The sequence below is a fragment of the Pedobacter sp. UBA4863 genome (genome assembly GCF_002399615.1).
Classification (GTDB): domain Bacteria; phylum Bacteroidota; class Bacteroidia; order Sphingobacteriales; family Sphingobacteriaceae; genus Pedobacter.
This window is the reverse complement of record NZ_DHDZ01000033.1, coordinates 35,895-55,173: the sequence shown is the minus strand read 5'-3', so window position 1 is coordinate 55,173 and position 19,279 is coordinate 35,895. Positions and strand designations below refer to the sequence as shown.

At 40.9% G+C, this 19,279-nt stretch carries 18 protein-coding genes; 10 read left to right on the top strand and 8 right to left on the bottom strand.

Going from position 1 to position 19,279, the window contains the following annotated elements; genetic code table 11:
• Position 1 precedes the first annotated feature (1 nt).
• The 9 genes from B3I52_RS07050 (at position 2) to B3I52_RS07010 (ending at position 13,238) form a co-directional block, all read left to right on the top strand.
• Positions 2-3,094 (top strand): hypothetical protein, encoded by a 3,093-nt coding sequence (locus tag B3I52_RS07050; RefSeq protein ID WP_293299874.1) that lies wholly within the window; start codon positions 2-4, stop codon positions 3,092-3,094.
• A 7-nt stretch (positions 3,095-3,101) separates the two neighbouring features.
• Entirely contained in the window at positions 3,102-3,353 is a 252-nt protein-coding gene (locus B3I52_RS07045; RefSeq protein WP_293299872.1) for a HEPN domain-containing protein, read from the top strand.
• A 39-nt stretch (positions 3,354-3,392) separates the two neighbouring features.
• The gene (locus tag B3I52_RS07040) at positions 3,393-3,863 is read left to right on the top strand and encodes a hypothetical protein (RefSeq protein ID WP_293299871.1); all 471 of its coding nucleotides are present in this window, start codon (positions 3,393-3,395) and stop codon (positions 3,861-3,863) included.
• A 58-nt stretch (positions 3,864-3,921) separates the two neighbouring features.
• On the top strand, positions 3,922-4,518 hold the full coding sequence (locus B3I52_RS07035; RefSeq protein WP_293299869.1) for an RNA polymerase sigma factor: 597 nt from the start codon (positions 3,922-3,924) through the stop codon (positions 4,516-4,518).
• A gap of 91 nt (positions 4,519-4,609) precedes the next feature.
• Positions 4,610-5,671 carry a G8 domain-containing protein gene (locus B3I52_RS07030; RefSeq protein WP_293299867.1) on the top strand — a complete coding sequence of 354 codons (1,062 nt, stop codon included), beginning with the start codon at positions 4,610-4,612 and terminating at the stop codon, positions 5,669-5,671.
• Between the two features lie 162 nt (positions 5,672-5,833).
• Positions 5,834-6,826, top strand: a complete 993-nt coding sequence (locus tag B3I52_RS07025) for a FecR family protein (protein WP_293299865.1) — start codon at positions 5,834-5,836, stop codon at positions 6,824-6,826.
• Between the two features lie 139 nt (positions 6,827-6,965).
• Positions 6,966-10,496: a SusC/RagA family TonB-linked outer membrane protein gene (locus B3I52_RS07020; protein WP_293299863.1), complete on the top strand. Its 3,531-nt coding sequence runs from the start codon at positions 6,966-6,968 to the stop codon at positions 10,494-10,496.
• Positions 10,497-10,500: 4 nt separating this feature from the next.
• A complete protein-coding gene (locus B3I52_RS07015) occupies positions 10,501-11,913 on the top strand; it encodes a RagB/SusD family nutrient uptake outer membrane protein (RefSeq protein WP_293299861.1) in 1,413 nt (470 codons plus the stop codon).
• A 2-nt stretch (positions 11,914-11,915) separates the two neighbouring features.
• The gene (locus tag B3I52_RS07010; RefSeq protein ID WP_293299859.1) at positions 11,916-13,238 is read left to right on the top strand and encodes a TlpA family protein disulfide reductase; all 1,323 of its coding nucleotides are present in this window, start codon (positions 11,916-11,918) and stop codon (positions 13,236-13,238) included.
• Here the strand turns inward: B3I52_RS07010 and B3I52_RS07005 are convergent.
• The 8 genes from B3I52_RS07005 to B3I52_RS06970 all read right to left on the bottom strand — a co-directional run bounded on the left by B3I52_RS07005 (position 13,218) and on the right by B3I52_RS06970 (position 18,220).
• The gene (locus B3I52_RS07005; RefSeq protein ID WP_293299857.1) at positions 13,218-14,276 is read right to left on the bottom strand and encodes a hypothetical protein; all 1,059 of its coding nucleotides are present in this window, start codon (positions 14,274-14,276) and stop codon (positions 13,218-13,220) included. The genes B3I52_RS07010 and B3I52_RS07005 overlap by 21 nt on opposite strands.
• A 44-nt stretch (positions 14,277-14,320) precedes the next feature.
• A complete protein-coding gene (locus B3I52_RS07000; RefSeq protein WP_293299855.1) occupies positions 14,321-14,554 on the bottom strand; it encodes a DUF6520 family protein in 234 nt (77 codons plus the stop codon).
• A 30-nt stretch (positions 14,555-14,584) separates the two neighbouring features.
• Entirely contained in the window at positions 14,585-15,058 is a 474-nt protein-coding gene (locus B3I52_RS06995; RefSeq protein WP_293299853.1) for a MauE/DoxX family redox-associated membrane protein, read from the bottom strand.
• Between the two features lie 136 nt (positions 15,059-15,194).
• Positions 15,195-15,563 carry a helix-turn-helix domain-containing protein gene (locus B3I52_RS06990; RefSeq protein ID WP_293299852.1) on the bottom strand — a complete coding sequence of 123 codons (369 nt, stop codon included), beginning with the start codon at positions 15,561-15,563 and terminating at the stop codon, positions 15,195-15,197.
• Positions 15,564-15,635: 72 nt separating this feature from the next.
• Positions 15,636-16,337 carry a sensor histidine kinase gene (locus tag B3I52_RS06985; RefSeq protein ID WP_293299851.1) on the bottom strand — a complete coding sequence of 234 codons (702 nt, stop codon included), beginning with the start codon at positions 16,335-16,337 and terminating at the stop codon, positions 15,636-15,638.
• A gap of 73 nt (positions 16,338-16,410) precedes the next feature.
• A complete protein-coding gene (locus tag B3I52_RS06980; protein ID WP_293299849.1) occupies positions 16,411-17,061 on the bottom strand; it encodes a hypothetical protein in 651 nt (216 codons plus the stop codon).
• Positions 17,058-17,549 (bottom strand): hypothetical protein, encoded by a 492-nt coding sequence (locus B3I52_RS06975; RefSeq protein ID WP_293299847.1) that lies wholly within the window; start codon positions 17,547-17,549, stop codon positions 17,058-17,060. The genes B3I52_RS06980 and B3I52_RS06975 overlap by 4 nt, the downstream gene beginning before the upstream one ends.
• A 20-nt stretch (positions 17,550-17,569) precedes the next feature.
• Positions 17,570-18,220, bottom strand: coding sequence for a response regulator transcription factor (locus tag B3I52_RS06970; protein ID WP_293299845.1), 651 nt, complete (start codon positions 18,218-18,220; stop codon positions 17,570-17,572).
• Positions 18,221-18,493: 273 nt separating this feature from the next.
• Here B3I52_RS06970 and B3I52_RS06965 point away from each other — a divergent pair.
• A partial coding sequence (locus B3I52_RS06965) for an RteC domain-containing protein (RefSeq protein ID WP_293299843.1) occupies positions 18,494-19,279 on the top strand: 786 nt, incomplete at its 3' end.

Below are 19,279 nucleotides of genomic sequence, written 5' to 3'. Positions count from 1 at the left end.
TTTGCGGCTGAAAATACTGTCTGCCAGATCATTGATGCCATTTAACCGTAACCATATCGCATACTTTATCATCTCTATGTTGTTCTGCCACCTGCCGTTTAAAGCAGCAGCCCAACCGGAGCAGCGCTACAACCGTATCCAGTACCATAAGTACAAATGGAAGGTCGTGCACAATAAGAGCTCTCATATCTACTTTCCCACAGGCTATGACAGCCTATGCGCCTTTACGGCAAGGGAACTGCCACTGGCGATCAGGACGGTAAAATATAATATGGCGACCGGCCTGCTTAAGGAGCTCAATATCATCATCTACCCATCGCCCGACCAGCAGTATGAATCAAACATCGGTCTGTTTGAGCAGGAAAGCTATGCACTACCTACTTTTATCATCAAAGGCAGCAGGGTAGTCGTTTCTTACAACGGCAGCTACGAGCAGTTGAAAGTACAGCTTTACGAAGCCGTAGTGCGTGCGATTTGGGAAGCACAGGTAAAAGAAAGCCTGGGCGACCAGGCCAAAGGAAGTGCCGGGAAAGAAGATATTCCCTTTTGGTTCAAAGAAGGAGCAATCCGCTACTTTGCCCACAAATGGCCGCTACATGCCGAAGACCAGCTGCTGCGGTCTTTCAGGAAGAATGATTTTCAGAACTGGCAACAGGTGATCGCTTATCAGCCCCGGCTCAGCGGACAGGCATTCTGCTACTTTCTTACAGAGCGGTATTATCCGCTGGCAGTTACCCAACTCTATCAGCAGCTCAAAAAAAAGAACCTGCAACGATCTGCAAGGCTGGTGACCAAGCGTAGCCTTGACAGCCTGTATATCCAGTGTTTTGCCTTTTATAAAAGCAGGTTGGAAGCAGTAACAGATACTTCGAGTAAAGACAGTATTCACATTGCTAAAAAGACCGGCGTACTTCGGAATGTACTCGTCAGCCCGGAAGGGCAGTATATTGCTTATGCCGTTACCCTTAATGGCAAACGAACCATTTACAGCTACAACATCCATACAAAATCGAACAGCAAGATAACCAGCTACCCGCTGCCACCCTGGCTGAATGACCATAGCACTGATCCTTATCCCCTCCTAGAATGGGCGGATGCCAGTACCATTAGTGTGTTTCGCCCTTATAAAGGCAAACATGTCATCAAGCATTACAATGCTGCCGGTGGTACGCAGGGAAAAGATGTTTTATTAGGCATAGACGGCATCAACAGCTTTCAACAGCAGGAAGAGAACAATTACCTCCTTAGCGCCTACCGCAGAGGCCAAAGCGATATTGTCACCTATGATGCGGTAAAGCTCCAGTACAGGCCCTATACATCAGACCGCTATGATGACGCGCATCCAACAGGAAACAAGGGGCAGCTATTCTTTAGCTCTCAAAGGCCGGATACGATCAGCGGGTTAAAAGACAGCATCAAACAAAGACAAGGTATCTATATCCTGAAGGAGGGTAAGGTACTCCCATTTGTAACAGATACGACTGCCTACATCAGGTGGGATAAACCGTTCCCACTTCCGGATGGCAGGCTGCTGGCGACCAACACAATGCAAGGCAGTGAACGCTTTACCATCACACCCAGCCTGCAACAGCCGGAAAAATACCAGATCTTGTCGCAGTACGAACCCTACCAATACCTGACGAATGAGGAAAAGATCGCTTTTTACCAAAGCAGCGGCAGTATCATCAGCATCACCAAACAACCAGTGCAGCAATGGATAGATGCCAACAGGCACACAGATACCACCAAAAGCCCCTGGCTACATGACTATGAACGCAGGAAAGCAGAAGATGCACGTATCGATTCGATGCTTCGCGCAGCACGCGATGAAGAGCCGTCTTTTCTGGAGCAGGTACTGATGCCGAAGAACGCTAAAGAAAGGGCACAACGCAGGGAAGACTCCATTATCAATACACAGGCGTATCATCCTAAGAAAGTAAAACCTTATGTCCTGCAATTGCATAGCGCCTATTTCTCGGCCAGGGTGAACAATGATTATTTCATCAACAGGTACCAGCCTTATATCAACTACCAGGGGCAGTTCAAATTCCCGGAAGTGAGCGGTATGGTACAGGGCGGCTTTACCGACCTGCTGGAGAACCATCATATCAATATTGCCTTTCGCCTGCCTGTAGGCTCAGAGGGCAGCGATTTTTTTGTACGGTATGAGAATAAGGCAAAGAAATGGGATTGGGGAGCTGCATATTTCCGCAAAGTGGAAAGCCTGCGCCCCGATCCAAAAAGGCACTGGGTAAACGAGGATGGCAAGCTTTATCCAAATACCGCCAAGGTAAAGACCCATTACTACGAGCTGTCTGCAAAATATCCCATTACATACGAGCTATCAGCAGGTATACAGACAGCGGTAAGGCAGGACCGTACTATTTTCCTGGCTACAGAGCAGCATAGCCTGACTTTTGAGGACATTAAAAGCATTTGGTCGATCAATACGCTGAGCCTGAACTGGAACAAACTGACCCCAACTATTCCATTGCTGTACAAAGGCGTTAAGGTAAGGGGGCTGGTAGATGTATTCAAAGCATTTTCGCAAAAACAGGAAATCGTGATGGGCAGTACTGTAAAACTTGAATACCATCAACCAGTATACCGGTATATCACCATAGTCGCTCAGGCGCAGGCAGGCTTTAGCGCAGGGCAGGGAAAGGTGCTGTACAATATGGGGCAGGTGGATAATACCTTAACGCCGAGAATAGACAGCAATGTGCATTTTCCACAAGAGTCTCCCTATGCATTCCAGACGCTGGCCACGCCACTAAGAGGGCATTTGCAGAACAGTATGTACGGAGACCGATATGTGCTACTGAATGCGGATGTTTATTTCCCCATATTCCAGACACTGATACCAATGGAAACGCCATTGCAATTTATCAATCTGCTGCAATTGGGTATGTTCGTAGATGGCGCCGCTGCAAAGGAAAGCTGGAATAAAATAGCACCTGACAGAGGCTGGGCATGGTCTTACGGGTTAAGTGCAAAAACACAACTGGCTGGTTATCCCTTGAGGTTCGACATCGCATGGCCGGGGACATTTAACAGTACACCGTTGTGGTATTTATCATTATCGCTAAATTAAAAATCAAATGAATAGAGCATTAATGTTATGGGATTTAGCCATGAGCGATCTAAAATCTGCTGAGATTTTGTTTGAAAAGAAGCAATATAGAACATCAATCTTCCTATTCCAACAAGCATCGGAGAAAGCATGTAAGTCCTTTATTCTTTCTCAAGGTGGTAACGATGAAGAATTTCTCCGTAAAAAGTTTGGACATAGAATTGAAAAAAAATTTAATTCTGATATTTTAAATAGTGGAGATATTGTTACGAATATATAGAAATTTCTGGATCAAATTTCCTATCCAAAGGATTCAGAAATGATAAAGCAAATAGCTGAAATGAATCCAAAGATGATAGAAATGAAAGAGTTCATTGAGCGAAAGTTCAATTCAAAAGTTCTAGAGTTTTCAGCTTACGAAATACGTACATTTTTATCAGTAATAAATGAAGCAAGGACACTGACGATAGATATCAGTGAAGGCATGAAAGAAAATTTTATTCAAAATTTTTACCCAAATATTTCATCTGAAGATTTATCATCCGTAAACAATTTTATATCGACAGAGCTACCAGCTATCATTGAAGTTGCAAAAGCAGTTGGTATATTTTATATCTGTGCGCTATTAACAGCCAGCCATTGTGATTTGTCCAGATATCCTGTACGCGACAAGGATCCGATTAAATATTATTCACTTAAAAATCCACTTGTGAAATTCCTGCCAGATCTTATGTACCTGCTTAGCTTTGCTCTAAGGAGATTGAAGAAAGTTATAGTTGCTAATACTTAAATTTCACATTCAATTAATTTATAATTAATTTTAGGTCACCAAACTAAAAACCTGACCTGTGGCCCTAAAATTTGACAATAGCGAACGCGAGCTATTGCTGGAACTTAAATCCGGCAATGCGCAGGCTTTTGAGCGGCTATACCACCTGCATAAAAGGAGGCTAACAGGCAACCTGCTGCGGCTACTAAAGTCCGAGGAACTGGTGGAAGAGGTACTACAGGAACTGTTCCTGAAAATTTGGGAGAAACGGGACTGGATCAATGAAGAGCAGCCTTTCGGTGCCTATCTGTACCGCATAGCACAGAACCTGGTCTATGATACCTTTAGGAAATCGGCCCGCGACCAAAAACTTGCCGACCACCTTTCCGCTAATACCACCGAACTGTACCAGCATATCGAGGAGAACCTGATCAGCAGGGAGGAATTGAAACGTGCGCAAAAGGTCATCGATAACCTGTCACCAACCTGCAGGACGGTATTTACACTTTTCAGGATCGAGGGCAAAAGCTATAAGGAGATCAGTGAGCAGCTAGGTATTTCAGCGCCAACAATAAACGAACATATCCAAAAGGCCAACAAAGTTTTGCGCCAGCAGTTAAGGCCATCTACCGCACTGATTACCGCCATCGCTTCGCAGATTGTAACCACATTTTAAGATAAATCCAAACCGACCCATTAGTTTTTTGTTTTCAAGCGTACAACTATAAGTTGTAAGAAATAAATAATTAACACTTAAAACCCAGATCATGAAAAAACTCTACTCTCTCAAACACCTATGTTTAACCATTTGCCTTATGTTGGCCAGCGTTTATGCCTTCGCTGCCACAAGGACGGCAACAACGAACGGCAACTGGTCAGCCCCTGCTACCTGGGGCGGCACCGTCCCGGTCAACGGCGACAATGTGGTTATCCCCGCCGGACGAACCGTAACCTTCAATGCCACCAATTTCACCACGGGACACCCCTATATCGATATCAGCGGCACGCTGACGCTTTCGCCAGGGCTGGACTTTACGCACTTTGAGCAGACGGTGTCCTTTAGGATCAACAATGGGGGCAAACTGGTGGCTGGCTCCACCGATCAGAACTTTAACATTGGCTGGGGCTCAGGTATCATGACCATTGATCAGGGCAAGAAGCTGACCGTATTCATACAGGGCGGGGGGCAGTTCCAGATCAATGCCCTTCCGCTGAACGTTGGAGAGGATCCGCTTGGAGAACTAAACTACGGACTGTTTACCACCTCGCCACGCACGACCTCTTTCTCTCTCGAGGGTGTAGCCAATGATGGACAAGGCAATGCGGGCATTGTCTATAACGGTTCGGGAATCAGTGATCCGATCGGTGTGCTGCCGGTTGGGCTGGGCAGCCTTTCTGCCAGTTTAAAGGCGGGAAAACTGCAGGTGGACTGGACAACGCTTAGCGAGGCCAATAACAGCAAGTTTGTGGTGCAGGCTTCTGCTGATGGCAGTGTATGGCATGAACTGGGAACGGTAAGCTCTAAAGCCAGTGATGGGAATTCCTCAAGATTGTTGACCTATAGTTTTGCAACCATTTTGGGCGGAACCGTCCTTGCGGGCTTTGGACTGTTGAGCCTACTTATGCTCCCTGCTACCAGGAACCGTTTGGCAAGAGTTTCCATCCTGCTGTTGGTGCTGTGTGCTGTAATTTCCTGCGCCAAGGATGAGGCTGGAGATACGAAACTGGAAGCTTTGGGCAGAGGCAAAGGACAGGTCTATGTGAGACTTGCCCAGATAGACAAAGACGGTACCATTGCCTATAGCGACGTGGTACTAGCCAGAAAATAACTGTTTATTGCTTATCTGATAGAAGCCTCGGCCATTGGTCGAGGCTTTTGTTTTATTGTCAACAGAAAGTTGGGAAGGCAGTTGTTTTCTTTTATTGAAAAAAAATCAACATCGACCCATTAGTTTTTCAATCCCGTGCGTAATCATAGTAAACAGCACATTTTGGAAACTTCACCTGAACTACACCAAGCATTTGAAAACTACCTATCCGGCAAACCATCGGAGCAGGACCTGTTAATGATACAGGAGCATTTTAAGCGGGACGTTACCAACGAGCAGTTAATGCAACTGATCCGCGGGGAATTGGAAAGCGTAGCAGAGGAACAAAACAGCGATGCCATAGAAAGGGTCGTAGGCAGGACTGACGGTTTCATCAGGAATTTCGTTGAAGAGAAAGCAAAGCAAATGCACCAGCCCTTCAGGGTCGGGTTAAAGGGAATAGCTCTAATGGTGGCCTCTGTAATTGCGGTAGTGGTAGCCATTATGTACTATCAGCTCCAGTCCAGTCATGATATGGTGAGGGTTGAAGTGCCGCTGGGCGAGAAAAGGGAAATCACGCTGCCGGACAATTCCAAAATGTGGGTGAATGCAGGAAGCCGGGTGAGTTATCCCAAAGCTTTCGCGGACAACCAAAGGATTGTTACCGTAGAGGAAGGGCAGATCTATTTCGATGTTGTGCATGAAAAGCACCGTTCCTTCATCGTAAAAATGAAGGATGCCACCGTGAACGTACTAGGTACAGCTTTTGAAGTGAAAGCCTATGCCAACGAAACCGCCTCATCGGTAACCGTATTCTCCGGTAAGGTAGGGGTTATACCAGCCAACAAGGGTAAGACTGTCTTCCTTTTGCCATCTCAGAAAGTGAACCTAGAGGAAGAACAGGTCACCAGCACCAGCAAAGTGGCCAGAGCTACCGACATCGCCGCATGGAAGGATGACCGCATTGCCTTCGAGGCAGAGGAGTTTGCCACCATCATCAGAGCCATCGAGCGTCAGTACAATGTTACTATCAAGGTCGAAAGGCCGGAACTCAATAAAGAAAAGATCACATTAAGATTAGAAGGACAGTCGCTATCCTCAATTATGGAAGCCTTGAGCTTCTCCAACCATTTTACATACCAAACAGCCAATGAAAGGGAAATAACCATCAAGTAAGTACCGGGGAACACTGCCAGGCAGGATTACCCAACAGTTTTAGACTAAGTTAATAATTTAATTCAAAGCCCGCTCGCACCAGCCTTCGAAAACCTGTGCGGCGGGCTTTAGGTCCAACATCAATTAAACCCAAACAAATATGGTAAAAAATTACCGTAAGCGCTATCCCTATTGCCACAAGCTCATGAGACTATCGCTACTGACCCTATTCTTACTGGTACTCGTACTATCGGCGCTGGCAACTGGTCTTGCCAGCGCACAGGACATCACCCTGGACATGAAACAGAGTCCGGTCAGGGCTATATTCTCCGCTATCGAAAAGCAGGCAGGGGTGAGCTTCACCTATAACGAACAAACGATCTCCAAACTACCCCCTATAGACATCCAGACCCAGCGCAAGCCATTAACCGAGGTACTTGCAGAACTGGAAAGAAGACTACCCATCAAATTCAGGCAGATCGGCAAGACCATTGCCGTCTCCTCTAACCAAGCAAACAAAACCCCATCAAACGAACTATCGCTATTACCAATCACAGGTACCGTAAAAGATGAGAACGATAAACCCATTCCCGCAGCAACCATCAGGGTCAAAGGGAGAGAGAACTACACCATTACAGACAATAATGGCAACTTCACCATCGAAGCACAGCTCAACGAAGTTCTATTGATATCCTATATCGGCTTCACAGTTCTGGAATACCGAATAACCAATGAAAATCCAGTTTCTATCAAACTAAGCCCTGATACAAGTACATTACAGGAAGTATCTATTGTATCTACAGGTTATCAAGATATTCCAAAGGAAAGGGCTACAGGATCATTTTCAATGATAGAGAATGAACAGTTCAACAGGCAGATATCTACCGATGTCATCAGCCGTCTGAAAGCGATCGCACCAAGTGTCCAGTTTGATGAAAGGCAGGGAGATGAACAAAAATTCAGTATCCGTGGAAGAAGTACAATTATGGCTAATACTCAACCTTTGATTGTCCTTGACAATTTTCCATTTGATGGTAATATCAACAACATTAATCCGCATGATATAGAGAGTATAACACTACTCAAGGATGCAGCCGCAGCGTCCATTTGGGGTGTTCGAGCAGGCAACGGAGTATTGGTAATCAAAACAAAAAGTGGCAGAAAAAACCAGTTGCTAAATATTGATGTCAGCACAAATTTGACGATCAAAGACAAGCCAGATATTTTTTATGACCGGGCCTTTTTGACTTCGTCAGAATACATTAATGTGGAACAAATGTTGTTTGATAAAGGATTTTACAATAGTGATCTTAATAATACTACGACCAGACCAATTATTTCACCGGTTGTTGAAATACTAGCTAGAAAAAGAAGCGGGACTTTATCTGCTGAAGAAGCCGAAAGACAATTGAATGAATTTCGCCTAATTGATATTAGAAACGACCAGAGCAAATACTTTTACCGTAATGGAGTAAATCAACAGTATGCTGTTAATTTTCAAGGTGGTGCGGATAAAACAACCTTCCATTATTCAGCAGGCTATGATAAGAACACGGGTAACATAATAGGTAATGGCTATGATAGGGTTACACTGAATGCCAATCAGAATTTTGATCTTTCCAGCACATTAAGGATTGGTACTCGGTTAATGGTAACCAATAGTAATACAGCAACTGTTCCGGACTTTAGCAGCGCAGCCATTTCAGGAACCAAAAGTATATATCCGTACGCAAGGTTGGCAACTGATGCGGGCAGTCCACTTGCTGTACCAAATCAATATCGTCAAAGCTATCTTGAATCCCTTTCAAATACGCCCTTATTGGATTGGCTATATAGGCCGCTTCAGGAGCAACTAATTTCAGACACACGGTCTAAGCAATTGTATTTGAGGTTATCGCCTGAAATACGATACATCATACTTCCGGGCTTATCAGCAGAAGTTAAATACCAATATGAGAGAACATCAGGAAATTCAAGGAGCAACCAATCTGAAGACAGTTTTGCTACCAGGGATCTGATCAACAAGTTTACTCAGATTTTCGGCAGCACTGTTACGCGGCCTATTCCTATTGGCGGAGTTCTAAATTTGTCAAACACTGACCAGTTTAGTCATACGATTAGAGCTCAATTAGGGTATGATAAGTCTCTGGGTAGGCTTCATGAACTTACAGGTATTGTTGGCTATGAGATTAAACAATTTAAGCAGGAAACCAGATCAGTAAGGCATTATGGATACAATGATGAGTTAGAAACTCTAAATCCGCTTATTAATTATAATCAGGTATATCCATATTTTGTATCGGGTTCCGGTTCAATACCTAGTTCTGGTAGTCTTTCTTCAATTATTGACAGATACATTTCCTACTTTTCTAACGGGGCATACACGTTCAATAAAAAATATACATTTTCTGTTAGTGCCAGGATTGATCAAAGTAATCTATTTGGCGTCAGAGCAAATCAAAAGCAAGTGCCTCTTTGGTCTGCTGGAGCAGCTTGGAATATTAGTTCTGAATCATTTTTTAAAGTCCCTTTAATTTCTTACCTGAAACTGAGAACAACATTTGGGTATAATGGTAATATTGATAAGTCAGTTACTGCATTGACAACAGGGAGATATCAGACTGACAGTTATACAGGAGCCAGATATGTTAGTATTACTAATCCAGGCAATCCTGAATTAAGATGGGAAAGGAATAGCTTGTTAAATATTGGGATTGACTTTGGCATCTTTAATAATAGGATAAGTGGAAGTATTGAGTATTATCAAAAAAAGGGAATTGATCTAATAGGAAACTCTATTGTTGATCCCACTTTAGGCATCTTTAATAATATGAGTGATCCAGTAATAAAGGGTAACTACTCTAATATGAGAGCCGAGGGACTCGATCTTCAGTTTTCTACTGTAAATTTCCATGGAAGATTTAAGTGGAATTCAAATATTCTACTGAGTTATAACAGGGATGAAGTTACCCGATATAATGTTTTGTCAACAGCCAGTGATTATTTAAATTTTGGTAATGGCCTTGATCCTCTGATCGTATCTCCATTAGTGGGAAATCCAGTGCAGGCGATTTACAGTTACCGATGGGCTGGACTTGACCCTTTGACTGGAGACCCTCGAGGTTATGATGCAAATGGAAATATTTCTAAGACCTATACTGCATTAACAAATATTACACCTGACCGACTTATTTATAATGGCACGGCTATGCCTACTTTTTTCGGATCGTTTATGAATACTTTCGGATGGAAATCATTCAGTCTTTCTTTCAATGTCAGTTATAAGTTTGGTTACTACTTTAAGCGTTCCTCAATTAGTTATCCCAGTCTATTTAATAATTGGTCTGGGCATGTGGACTACTTAAATCGATGGCAGAACCCTGGAGACGAGTTAAGTACAAGCATACCTTCAATTGCTCCACTGCCGATTGTTGCAGCAAGGCAAACATTTTACCAAAATTCTGAAGTATTGATTAATAAGGGTGATCACATCAGGCTGAACGACATTCGATTGGGATATGAGTTGAAATTGAATAACAAAAAATCTTTAAAGGGAATCCAACTATTCATCTATTCAAATAACCTGGGAATAATTTGGAGGGCTAATAAATACGGCCTCGATCCTGATCTCTCAGTCAGCACATTACCATTACCTAAAACAATAACCTTTGGATTAAGTACTAAACTTTAACACCATGAAATGTTTCAATAAAATTTTCAATTTATCTATAGGAATAAGATCTGGCTTGATGCTAATGCCCTTATGGTTAGGCTTGAATCTATTGTATTCATGCAAAAAAGATTGGCTTGATGAAAAACCAAGAGCTTCAATCGTAGTACCAGTTTCACTGGCTGATTTACAAGCAATTTTAGATAACTCTGCATTAATGAATGGAACTCAAGGTGGTTCTACACCAAATGCTGGAGAAATGAGTGCTGACAATTACTACATGACATATAATGATTTTTTAACCAGAACAGAAATCGAACAAAATACTTATATCTGGCAAAAAGAGATTTACGCAGGTTCAACGTCTTTCGATTGGAATAAGTCGTACCAGCAAATTTATAATTCTAATATAGTTTTGGAAGGACTTCAAAAACTTAGTAATAGCGATCGATTGACTTCGACCTACAATACAGTAAAAGGTTCAGCATTGTTTTATAGAGCATATGCATTTTTCAATCTAGCACAGATTTATTGTTCTCCATATAATCCGGCAACAACAAATACTGGTTATGGATTGCCTTTAAGGTTAACTTCGGATCCAAATGAAATTCTCACTAGATCTACACTTCTTCAAACGTATGATAGGATTATAGACGATTTAACTCAGGCAACGGAACTTCTTCCCGAAATTGTTCCCTACAAGACCAGGCCTGGAAAAGCTGCAGCCTTTGCTGCATTAGCGAGGGTCTATCTGAGCATGAGCAATTTTGAAAATGCCCTCGTTTATTCAGGAAAAGCACTAGCAATCTCAAATTTTTTGCTGGATTTTAATACCCTGACTTTAACTGCAGCCTATCCAGTAGCGCGTTTTAATAATGAGGTGGTTTTTAATAGTGTACTTAATGGTAGTCTGATTTGGAATACTTATGGTAGGGTTGACAACCAATTGTTTCAAAGTTATGCAAGTAATGATCTAAGACAATCTGCATATTTTAGAACAAACACTGATGGAACCAAAGCCTTTAAAGGAAGCTATTATGGGTCGCAGTTGCTATTCTCAGGTCTTTCTAATGGAGAGCTGTATTTGACTAGTGCTGAGTGTAAAGCCAGAAAAGGTTTATATGTAGAAGCACTAGCAGATCTGAACAAATTACTTGTAAAACGCTGGAAGAATGGAACATTCGTACCCATAACTGCTTCAAACAGCAATGATGCACTAATTATTATTCTTAACGAAAGAAGGAAGGAGTTAGTTTTTAGGGGATTAAGATGGACTGACCTAAGAAGGCTAAACCAAGATCCAAATTTTCAAACGACACTCGTAAGAATTTTAGGTACGCAACAATATAGCCTAGTGCCCAACGACCCAAGATACGTTTTGCCGATACCAGATGATGTAATCGCGGCAAATCCAAGTTTACCTCAAAATATTAGATAAATATGAAAACAATAATAGCTATAATTCTATCTATAATCGTTTCTCAAAATTTAATCGCTCAAGATTCAGCACATAATGGTGTTAAGGTTGGAGATCAAATACCAAACCTACTATTTGCGCAGGTAATGAATTATCCATTACCATCAGCAAACATTTCATCCTTTAAAGGAAAGCCAATTATCCTGAATTTTTGGGCTACATGGTGTGGCGTTTGTTTAAAAACAATGCCAAGATTGGATAGCCTACAAAGAAAATACAATGATCGAATTCAAATTATCTCACTGACACTAGAGAATGAGGGAGTAGTTAGAAACTTCTTAAAAAAGACGGATGATCAGATCCTTAAAAATACTATTCTTCCAATCGTACCTTCAAGCAAAGAAATAAATAGAATTTTCAATTTTAAAGCAGTACCCCACGAGATTTGGATTGATGCAAGCGGAACGGTATACGCTATAACTAAAGGCGAAGATGTTAACGATAAGAATTTACAATCTTTTCTGGCAGGAGGAATTAACAAAATGATGCTAAAGAGAGATATTAAATATGATGCAGAAAAGTTGTTTTTAGGTGGCGGCATAATATCTGATAGTATTCCGGTAGAAAAATCTTCAGTTTTTTTGCCCTATATGAAAGGATTAGGTAGTAGGCGAGGAGTTCGCAAAAAGGGAGACTACCAAAGAGCATTTATGACTAATACTAATATTGGAATGTTGTACCAAACGGCATTTAGTGAGGGAGATCCCTATCTCATTCCTAGAAATAGAGCAATTATAGAAATGAAAAATCCAGAGCGGTTATCTACATATATACCTTGGGACAAAAGTAAAAGCCATCAGTCGGAAGAATTAACAATAACAACCACTTTTAGTTACGAGTTGGTAATGCGGAAAGATATCCCTCAAAGTAAGTTTTATAGGCAGATGCAAAATGATCTAAATGGGTTTTTGGGAGCGAAATTTAATATTATTGGCAGTAGACAGCTTAGGAAAGTAAAGTGCTTGGCAGTTGTTAAGATTGGAGATGTTTCTAGTTTAGAGACCCAAGGAGCAAAACCTCAATTCCTCAAGGATGGAAACGGATTAAAGATTGTAAATATCCCAATAGACAGGTTTCTTTCTGAACTTGCAATCCTCCATTTACAAAGCTATAGTACACCATTAATTAACGATACTGGTATAACAGAGAATGTGGATCTTGAAATTAAGGGTAAACTTTCCAATCTGAAGTCACTTAAGACAGGATTAAATAAATATGGTCTGGATATAATTGAAAAAGAGAAGGAAATTGAAATGGTGGTAATTTCAGATTTGAAAAAGCTTTAGAGTGCTGTCATTTAATCTGTACATATGTAATTCACCCTTAAAAAGGACATATAAATAGTTGTCTTTAACAAAGAAATCATCAATTTTCTTTTTATTGTGCAAAGGGATGTAAATACTCCCTTTGTATTTGTTTTCAGATATCTTGTATATATCGATTACCCCATTTTGATCAAAATCTGTATTTGTTTCGTTATCTGCTTTCAGAGTTGAGTTGACATATAAAATCCCATTTGAAATGCTACTAAGTCTATTACTAGCTGCTGATTGGATAATATTCTCTCTTTTGATTCTTTTACCTGTTTTAACAAGTTTCTTAGTTTCCCTTCCTTTAAATGTATCAATTGTTTGACACGCCATTAATAGATTTAAGTTTGTGTCTATTCGCAGATATGAATTTCTGTAAAAATATATGTAGATAATTTCATTACACGATTTATCAAATAAGAGTTTACCATCACTATTGGTTGAGTAATAGTTTAGTACTTTACCATTAGAAGTACAGAAGTTGTTTTGGAGGTTGATTATGTGTAATTCCCTATGCTGAAGCGATGAGTCTAAACATCCATATAGAAATTTGTTGTGCTTAATGGGGATATATTTATTGAAAGTATTCTTAAATGAGTACGTTTGAAAAACCATAGAGTCAGAATTCATTTTCAGCCTTAATAATATGGGAACATTACCACCTACAATTTCTAATTTTTGATTAGTATAAAAAGTGCTAAAATTTCTATTTAGTTTCTTAATGTAAGGGAGTTTGTAAAATACTGTTCGACTATTTCCGGAAAATCTATTTACTGATTTTATCATGCCAGGTGTATTATTACAAAGTATAATCGCTGTTGAGTCTAAACCAGCAATGTGATTGAATTGTGGGTCTATCTTCCACTTCTTTTCCAGTGAACAGGTAATTAGGTGCCGATTAAAACCATTGGCAATTCTATTTGTTGAGCTGTTTTCAGCTTTATTGAGCATTGCAATAGCTAAAACAGAAAGTATGGTGAGAAAAGGGATTATTATGTATATTCTTTTAATCATTCAAAATAATTAAAGGGTGGCACATGTGCCACCCTCATGATTGATTACTGTAGCTTGTTGATATAGTCAGGATTCATTTCTTCATCGTAGATTACGCCACATTCTGCAGGGCCTTCGTCACATAACAATTCTACCTCGGTACGGGATGACGGCTCATCATAGTCTTGAGTATCAGGGTTCCATAGAAAAGCGGTTTCCGTTTGTGTGTTGCTAGCAATTGCTGTTCCAACAGCGAAAAGGAATGCGAATGCCGCAAGGCTCAGTTTGAACTTTTTCATTTTGATTTGTTTTTAATGATGATGTTTCGCCTACTCTGTTCGCAGGTTTTCGGCTAACCCTGATTGCGCAATGTTTTTATGTAAAGGCAATTTGCCTTGCGTTTTATTGAATAGATATATAGCGAGAAGGTTTATTGTTATAATAGCTAGATTAAAAATGATATGGCCTTCCCATGACATCTTCTGCAATATTCCTCCACAGCTACAGGGTATATGATCACTGAAATTCAAAATGACTAATAGGTATATTGTAAATGATGACATCAGGAATAGAAATGCATATAGAGCAAATTCTCTAAGGCCTGCAACAAAGAGTTTAGCGGCAATGGATAATTCTAAAACTGGTACAGCCCATGATACAGTATTGGCATAATCAGCCAGTATTGGTGATTTACTTAGCTGGACTTTAAAATTTGAGTAGTCCATCAGCTTACTTACCCCAGCATATATGAATACTAATGCTAAAACGGTACAAAGCAATTCCAAAGTAATTCGGCGTTTCATGATGGTCGATGTTTTCAGAGTGATAGGATATTGTATATCCTATTTGTTGATGTAAAATTAGGTAGTGATTTAATTCGAGGTGTTGCAGTTTAGCTCAAATGTGTTGCAGATTGGCTCAAATATGTTGCAGTTTAGCTCAAAATTGAGATTGTCCATCGTTAAACAATGCTTGAGGTGTGTAGCCAAAATGCTTTGTGAAAGCCCGGCTGAAACTGGTACGGTCAGTGTAACCTACTAATTCAGACACTTCAGAAATCTGATATGTGTGCTGAGACAACAGTTCATGTGCTTTTTCCATTCTTGCATCATGTACATATTTTCCAGGGCTGATCCCATAGACAGCGATAAAGTACCGCTTAAAATTGGCAATACTTTGTCCCATTAAATTTGCCAGGTGCATTACAGTAAGATCATTCTGAAGATTTACATCAATATAGTCCTTTAGCTCCTTAAACCTGTCTGCTTCTGATGCCAGGATCTGTCCTTTCCCTTTACTATTTAGCATAAGCCTTAAATTTTATTACAGCGCAGCAGTATGTGTTGAAAATGGCGAGGGTATAACTATTTATTCATCATTCTAATTGGTGAGTTTTTCAATCGAAAGGGTAACAATTGTTCCAAAACCCTTCTCAGAGTTTATGTTCAACACACCATCTAATAATCTTGCCCTTTGCTGCATCTGTTTCAGTCCCATACTTTCCCTTGCAAAACCACTGCTTTCAAATCCTTGCCCATCATCCCGTATCGTCAACTTAAAGAACTGATGCTGATATATGATCCTTACGGTAACCATTTCTGCATGGGCATGTTTTAGAATGTTGTTCAATATTTCCTGGACTATGCGATATATGATCAGTGCCTTGTCAGGGGCAATAGCAGTTTCATCCGAATCGATCTCAATATCATAATTGATCTTTTTAACCGTCTTGATATATTCCAACTGCCTGGATACCATTCTGAATAAGCCGTTTTCCCTAATGAGGTCACTATTTAGCGAATAACTGATTTCCCTTGCATTAAGGATCAATTCGTCAGCAAATTCATGTGCCGCCTCGATTATGGTGATCTGGGTATTGTCTGTTGCCAGTTTGCCGATCTTTCGGAGGTGCATCTTTATCATCGTACTTAACTGCCCAATATTGTCATGTACTTCCTTGGAAATGATGGTCATCAAAATTTCTCCTTCCTCAACCCGTGCCTGCATTTCCCTTTTCTCATTTTCAAAGCCAAGCTTTAGTTTTTCCTGGTACTGTTGTTTTTGCTTTTTAAAGAATGCCATACTGATCAATACCAGGAAGGTGGTTAAGATCGCAATACAAATGGTCCCGACGATCAGCAGTTCAATTACAACACTATGCACTCCCATGCCTGAGGTTTAAATAGGGTAACCGTATAAATAGGATCGTGAAGCATAGATTGGTCAACAGGCTGGTCAAAAAGATGATATGGTCTATGATCCATTTATGTTTGGGCAGGGCAATGGTGAGGTAATCATAGGATACCCAGTTGAGCATGGTCAAAGTCCAGTACACAAGGAAGACTAATGAGATCCATATATGCTGGTATCTTCTTGGCATTACGCCGAGTGCTGTTTTGTAGATATAGGTCAAACAGAATATAATAGTCAGAAATCCTTCAATGGTCAGAAATATACTACTTGTTGCATTGTTGGGGTGATAGGCTAAATGATAGGCAATGCCACTTAAAAAGATAATTCCGGCAAGTATATTGCCTATCCATTTTCTTTTTTTAACAAGGAAAAGTTCATTGAAATAGAGGCAAACCAGGGTTGCCTCTATGATGCTATACGTGTTGTAAACAGGGATATTGTTCCGGAACCTATAGGCAGCATATATGCCTAAAATTTCAGAAGATAGGGACACAAAAAGTAAAAGCAGGACGATTTTTAATGCCCTGTCCATGTGCCTAAGGTTGTACAGGCCGATGGCAATAGCTGTAGACAACATAGTAACAACCATTGTCGCCATTAGGTAGAAACTCATTGCAGAGTGGTGTTAAGAATTAAAAGGTTGTTCCCTGACGTTCCTGTTGGGCAATTCGATGGACAGGAGGTCGACCTGTTGACTGCGGTCTGGTCTGGAAGGTAGACATAGTTTCCCGCGAGATCAACTCCTGTTATGACCAGGGTAATTCCATTTTTCCGGTAGCCGCAATTGATATTTTGACCCCCTCCGTGAATGTACTGCGGGGTATGAGCCAAAAAGATCTTCAGTTGTTTTACGCTTGCGCCTATTGCAGCGCTGTCGAATAGCGCCTTAATCGGTGCCGCATCAATAAAGAAAGAGCGGACGTCTGTGTCATTAGCTGCCACGTTGATGCTGCTTAGATAGCTGGATACCATCATGTTTGCCGTATCCCTGGAGATAATGGCAGTACTTGTGACATTAGTAACCTGCGCTGGGTTTTGTGTATTCTGGTTACATGCGGCCAGAACTAGAATGGGTAGTAAAATGCCAGTTGTTTTTTTCATGGTTATATGTATTTGATAATCTATTCTTTAAAGGGGATAATGCCGCTCTGAAATGCAAATAGGGCAAGCTCAACCCTCGATGAAATCTTTAGCTTGGCGAACAGTCGGGTTCTATGTCCTTCAATTGTTTTAGCCGTTGTGCCAAGCTTGTTGGCAATCTCTTCGTAGGTCAGATTGGTAGAGGAATACCTCAACAGCTCTTCCTCCATCATACTGAAATCGTAGTTGACCTTCCGTTGTTTGTCGCTGAACAGTTGGAACATGGTCGATGAAGCGGCCCCTGAATAGTAATAGCCATTTTCCTTTATACTTTTCAGCGCTATGCTGATCTCATCGGTATCATCACTCTTTAAGAGATATCCGTTTGCTCCGGCAGAGATCATGGAAATGATCAGGTTCTCATCATAAAATGCGGTAAGTACAAGGAACTTCATTTCAGGGTATCTTTTGCGCAGTTCGACCAAAAGTACCCGGCCCGGCATTTGTGGCATATTGATGTCCAATATGCAGATGGCAGGGAGAACCTCTGAGTGGGACAGTTTTTCCAATAATTCAACACCATTGTCTGCTTCAATGGAAATATTGAAATTAGGGTCTGTGGCATTGAAGAAAGCAACGATGCTCTTACGTACCATTACATGGTCTTCTGCAAATGCCACAGGAGTTTTCATTGACGACATGGACGAAAAATATGTCAAACCCAATTGATTTCATAGGGGGAATTGTTCCGAAATATTCGTGGGAATTTCCCCTTTGAGTATCGGAAATGTTGTTGTTATTTTATCGTCTTTTTTTAAAGATATATTTCATTTTTACTTCATTTTAATAAAATCTACTTCAGCTATGATTTGAAATACTCTACCTAAAAACACCAGCTAAATCCTCTTTGGGGGATAAGGCCATGTGATAAATTTGCTTAACGAGTAAAGAATATCTGTGTAGTTATGAAAGCATATTTTGAAAAGCTCTACAATCAGGTGAGCCAGGCGATAGAGACTGTAGATTCAGAGGTTCACTGTCCAATTGATAGGGCTGAGAGGTCTAGTTCAGTAGTAAGGGAGAATATCGAAAAGCTCAAAGAGTATGTAAGTAAAACTGGCTTTGAAAACAATGAAGAGGAAATATTTTTCTTTAAAGAAATCAAACCTAAGTTTTTTGCTTTGCTCATCATGTATGTCAAGCTTTATGATATTCATACAAGGATGCCTATTCTAATAAAGGAACAAAGGAAGCTGCTTAAAAAAGAGCTAGAAAAGATCCATCAGTATTTCGATAATCAACAGGAGTTCTACCGTTATTACCGCCAACGTGGTTCCTATATGGACGAGTCATATTTTTTACGTGACAGATATGATATCAAGTTGTTGCCGGACATTTCCTACCTGGATAGCGATACCACATTCAGGACAAGTAAAGACTATCAGGTTGCCAAGATTATGGCGTTTGATCTGTTGAATGATAGGCTTTCTATACTACTGAAAGACCTGGACTACCAAGAAAGTAAAGATGGTGCAGAAATTTCACTTGCATCATTACCATGGACTGATACTAAGGCTGGCCTCATAGAAATACTCTACGGCCTGCAATGTATGGGTTCACTAAACAATGCCAATGCTGGCCTGACACAGATTGCAAGGCTGTTGGAAAGCGCTTTCCAGGTTGATCTGGGTAACTATTCCCGGGGCTTCCAGGAGATGAGTATTAGGAAGAAAAGCAGGACTCCATTTTTA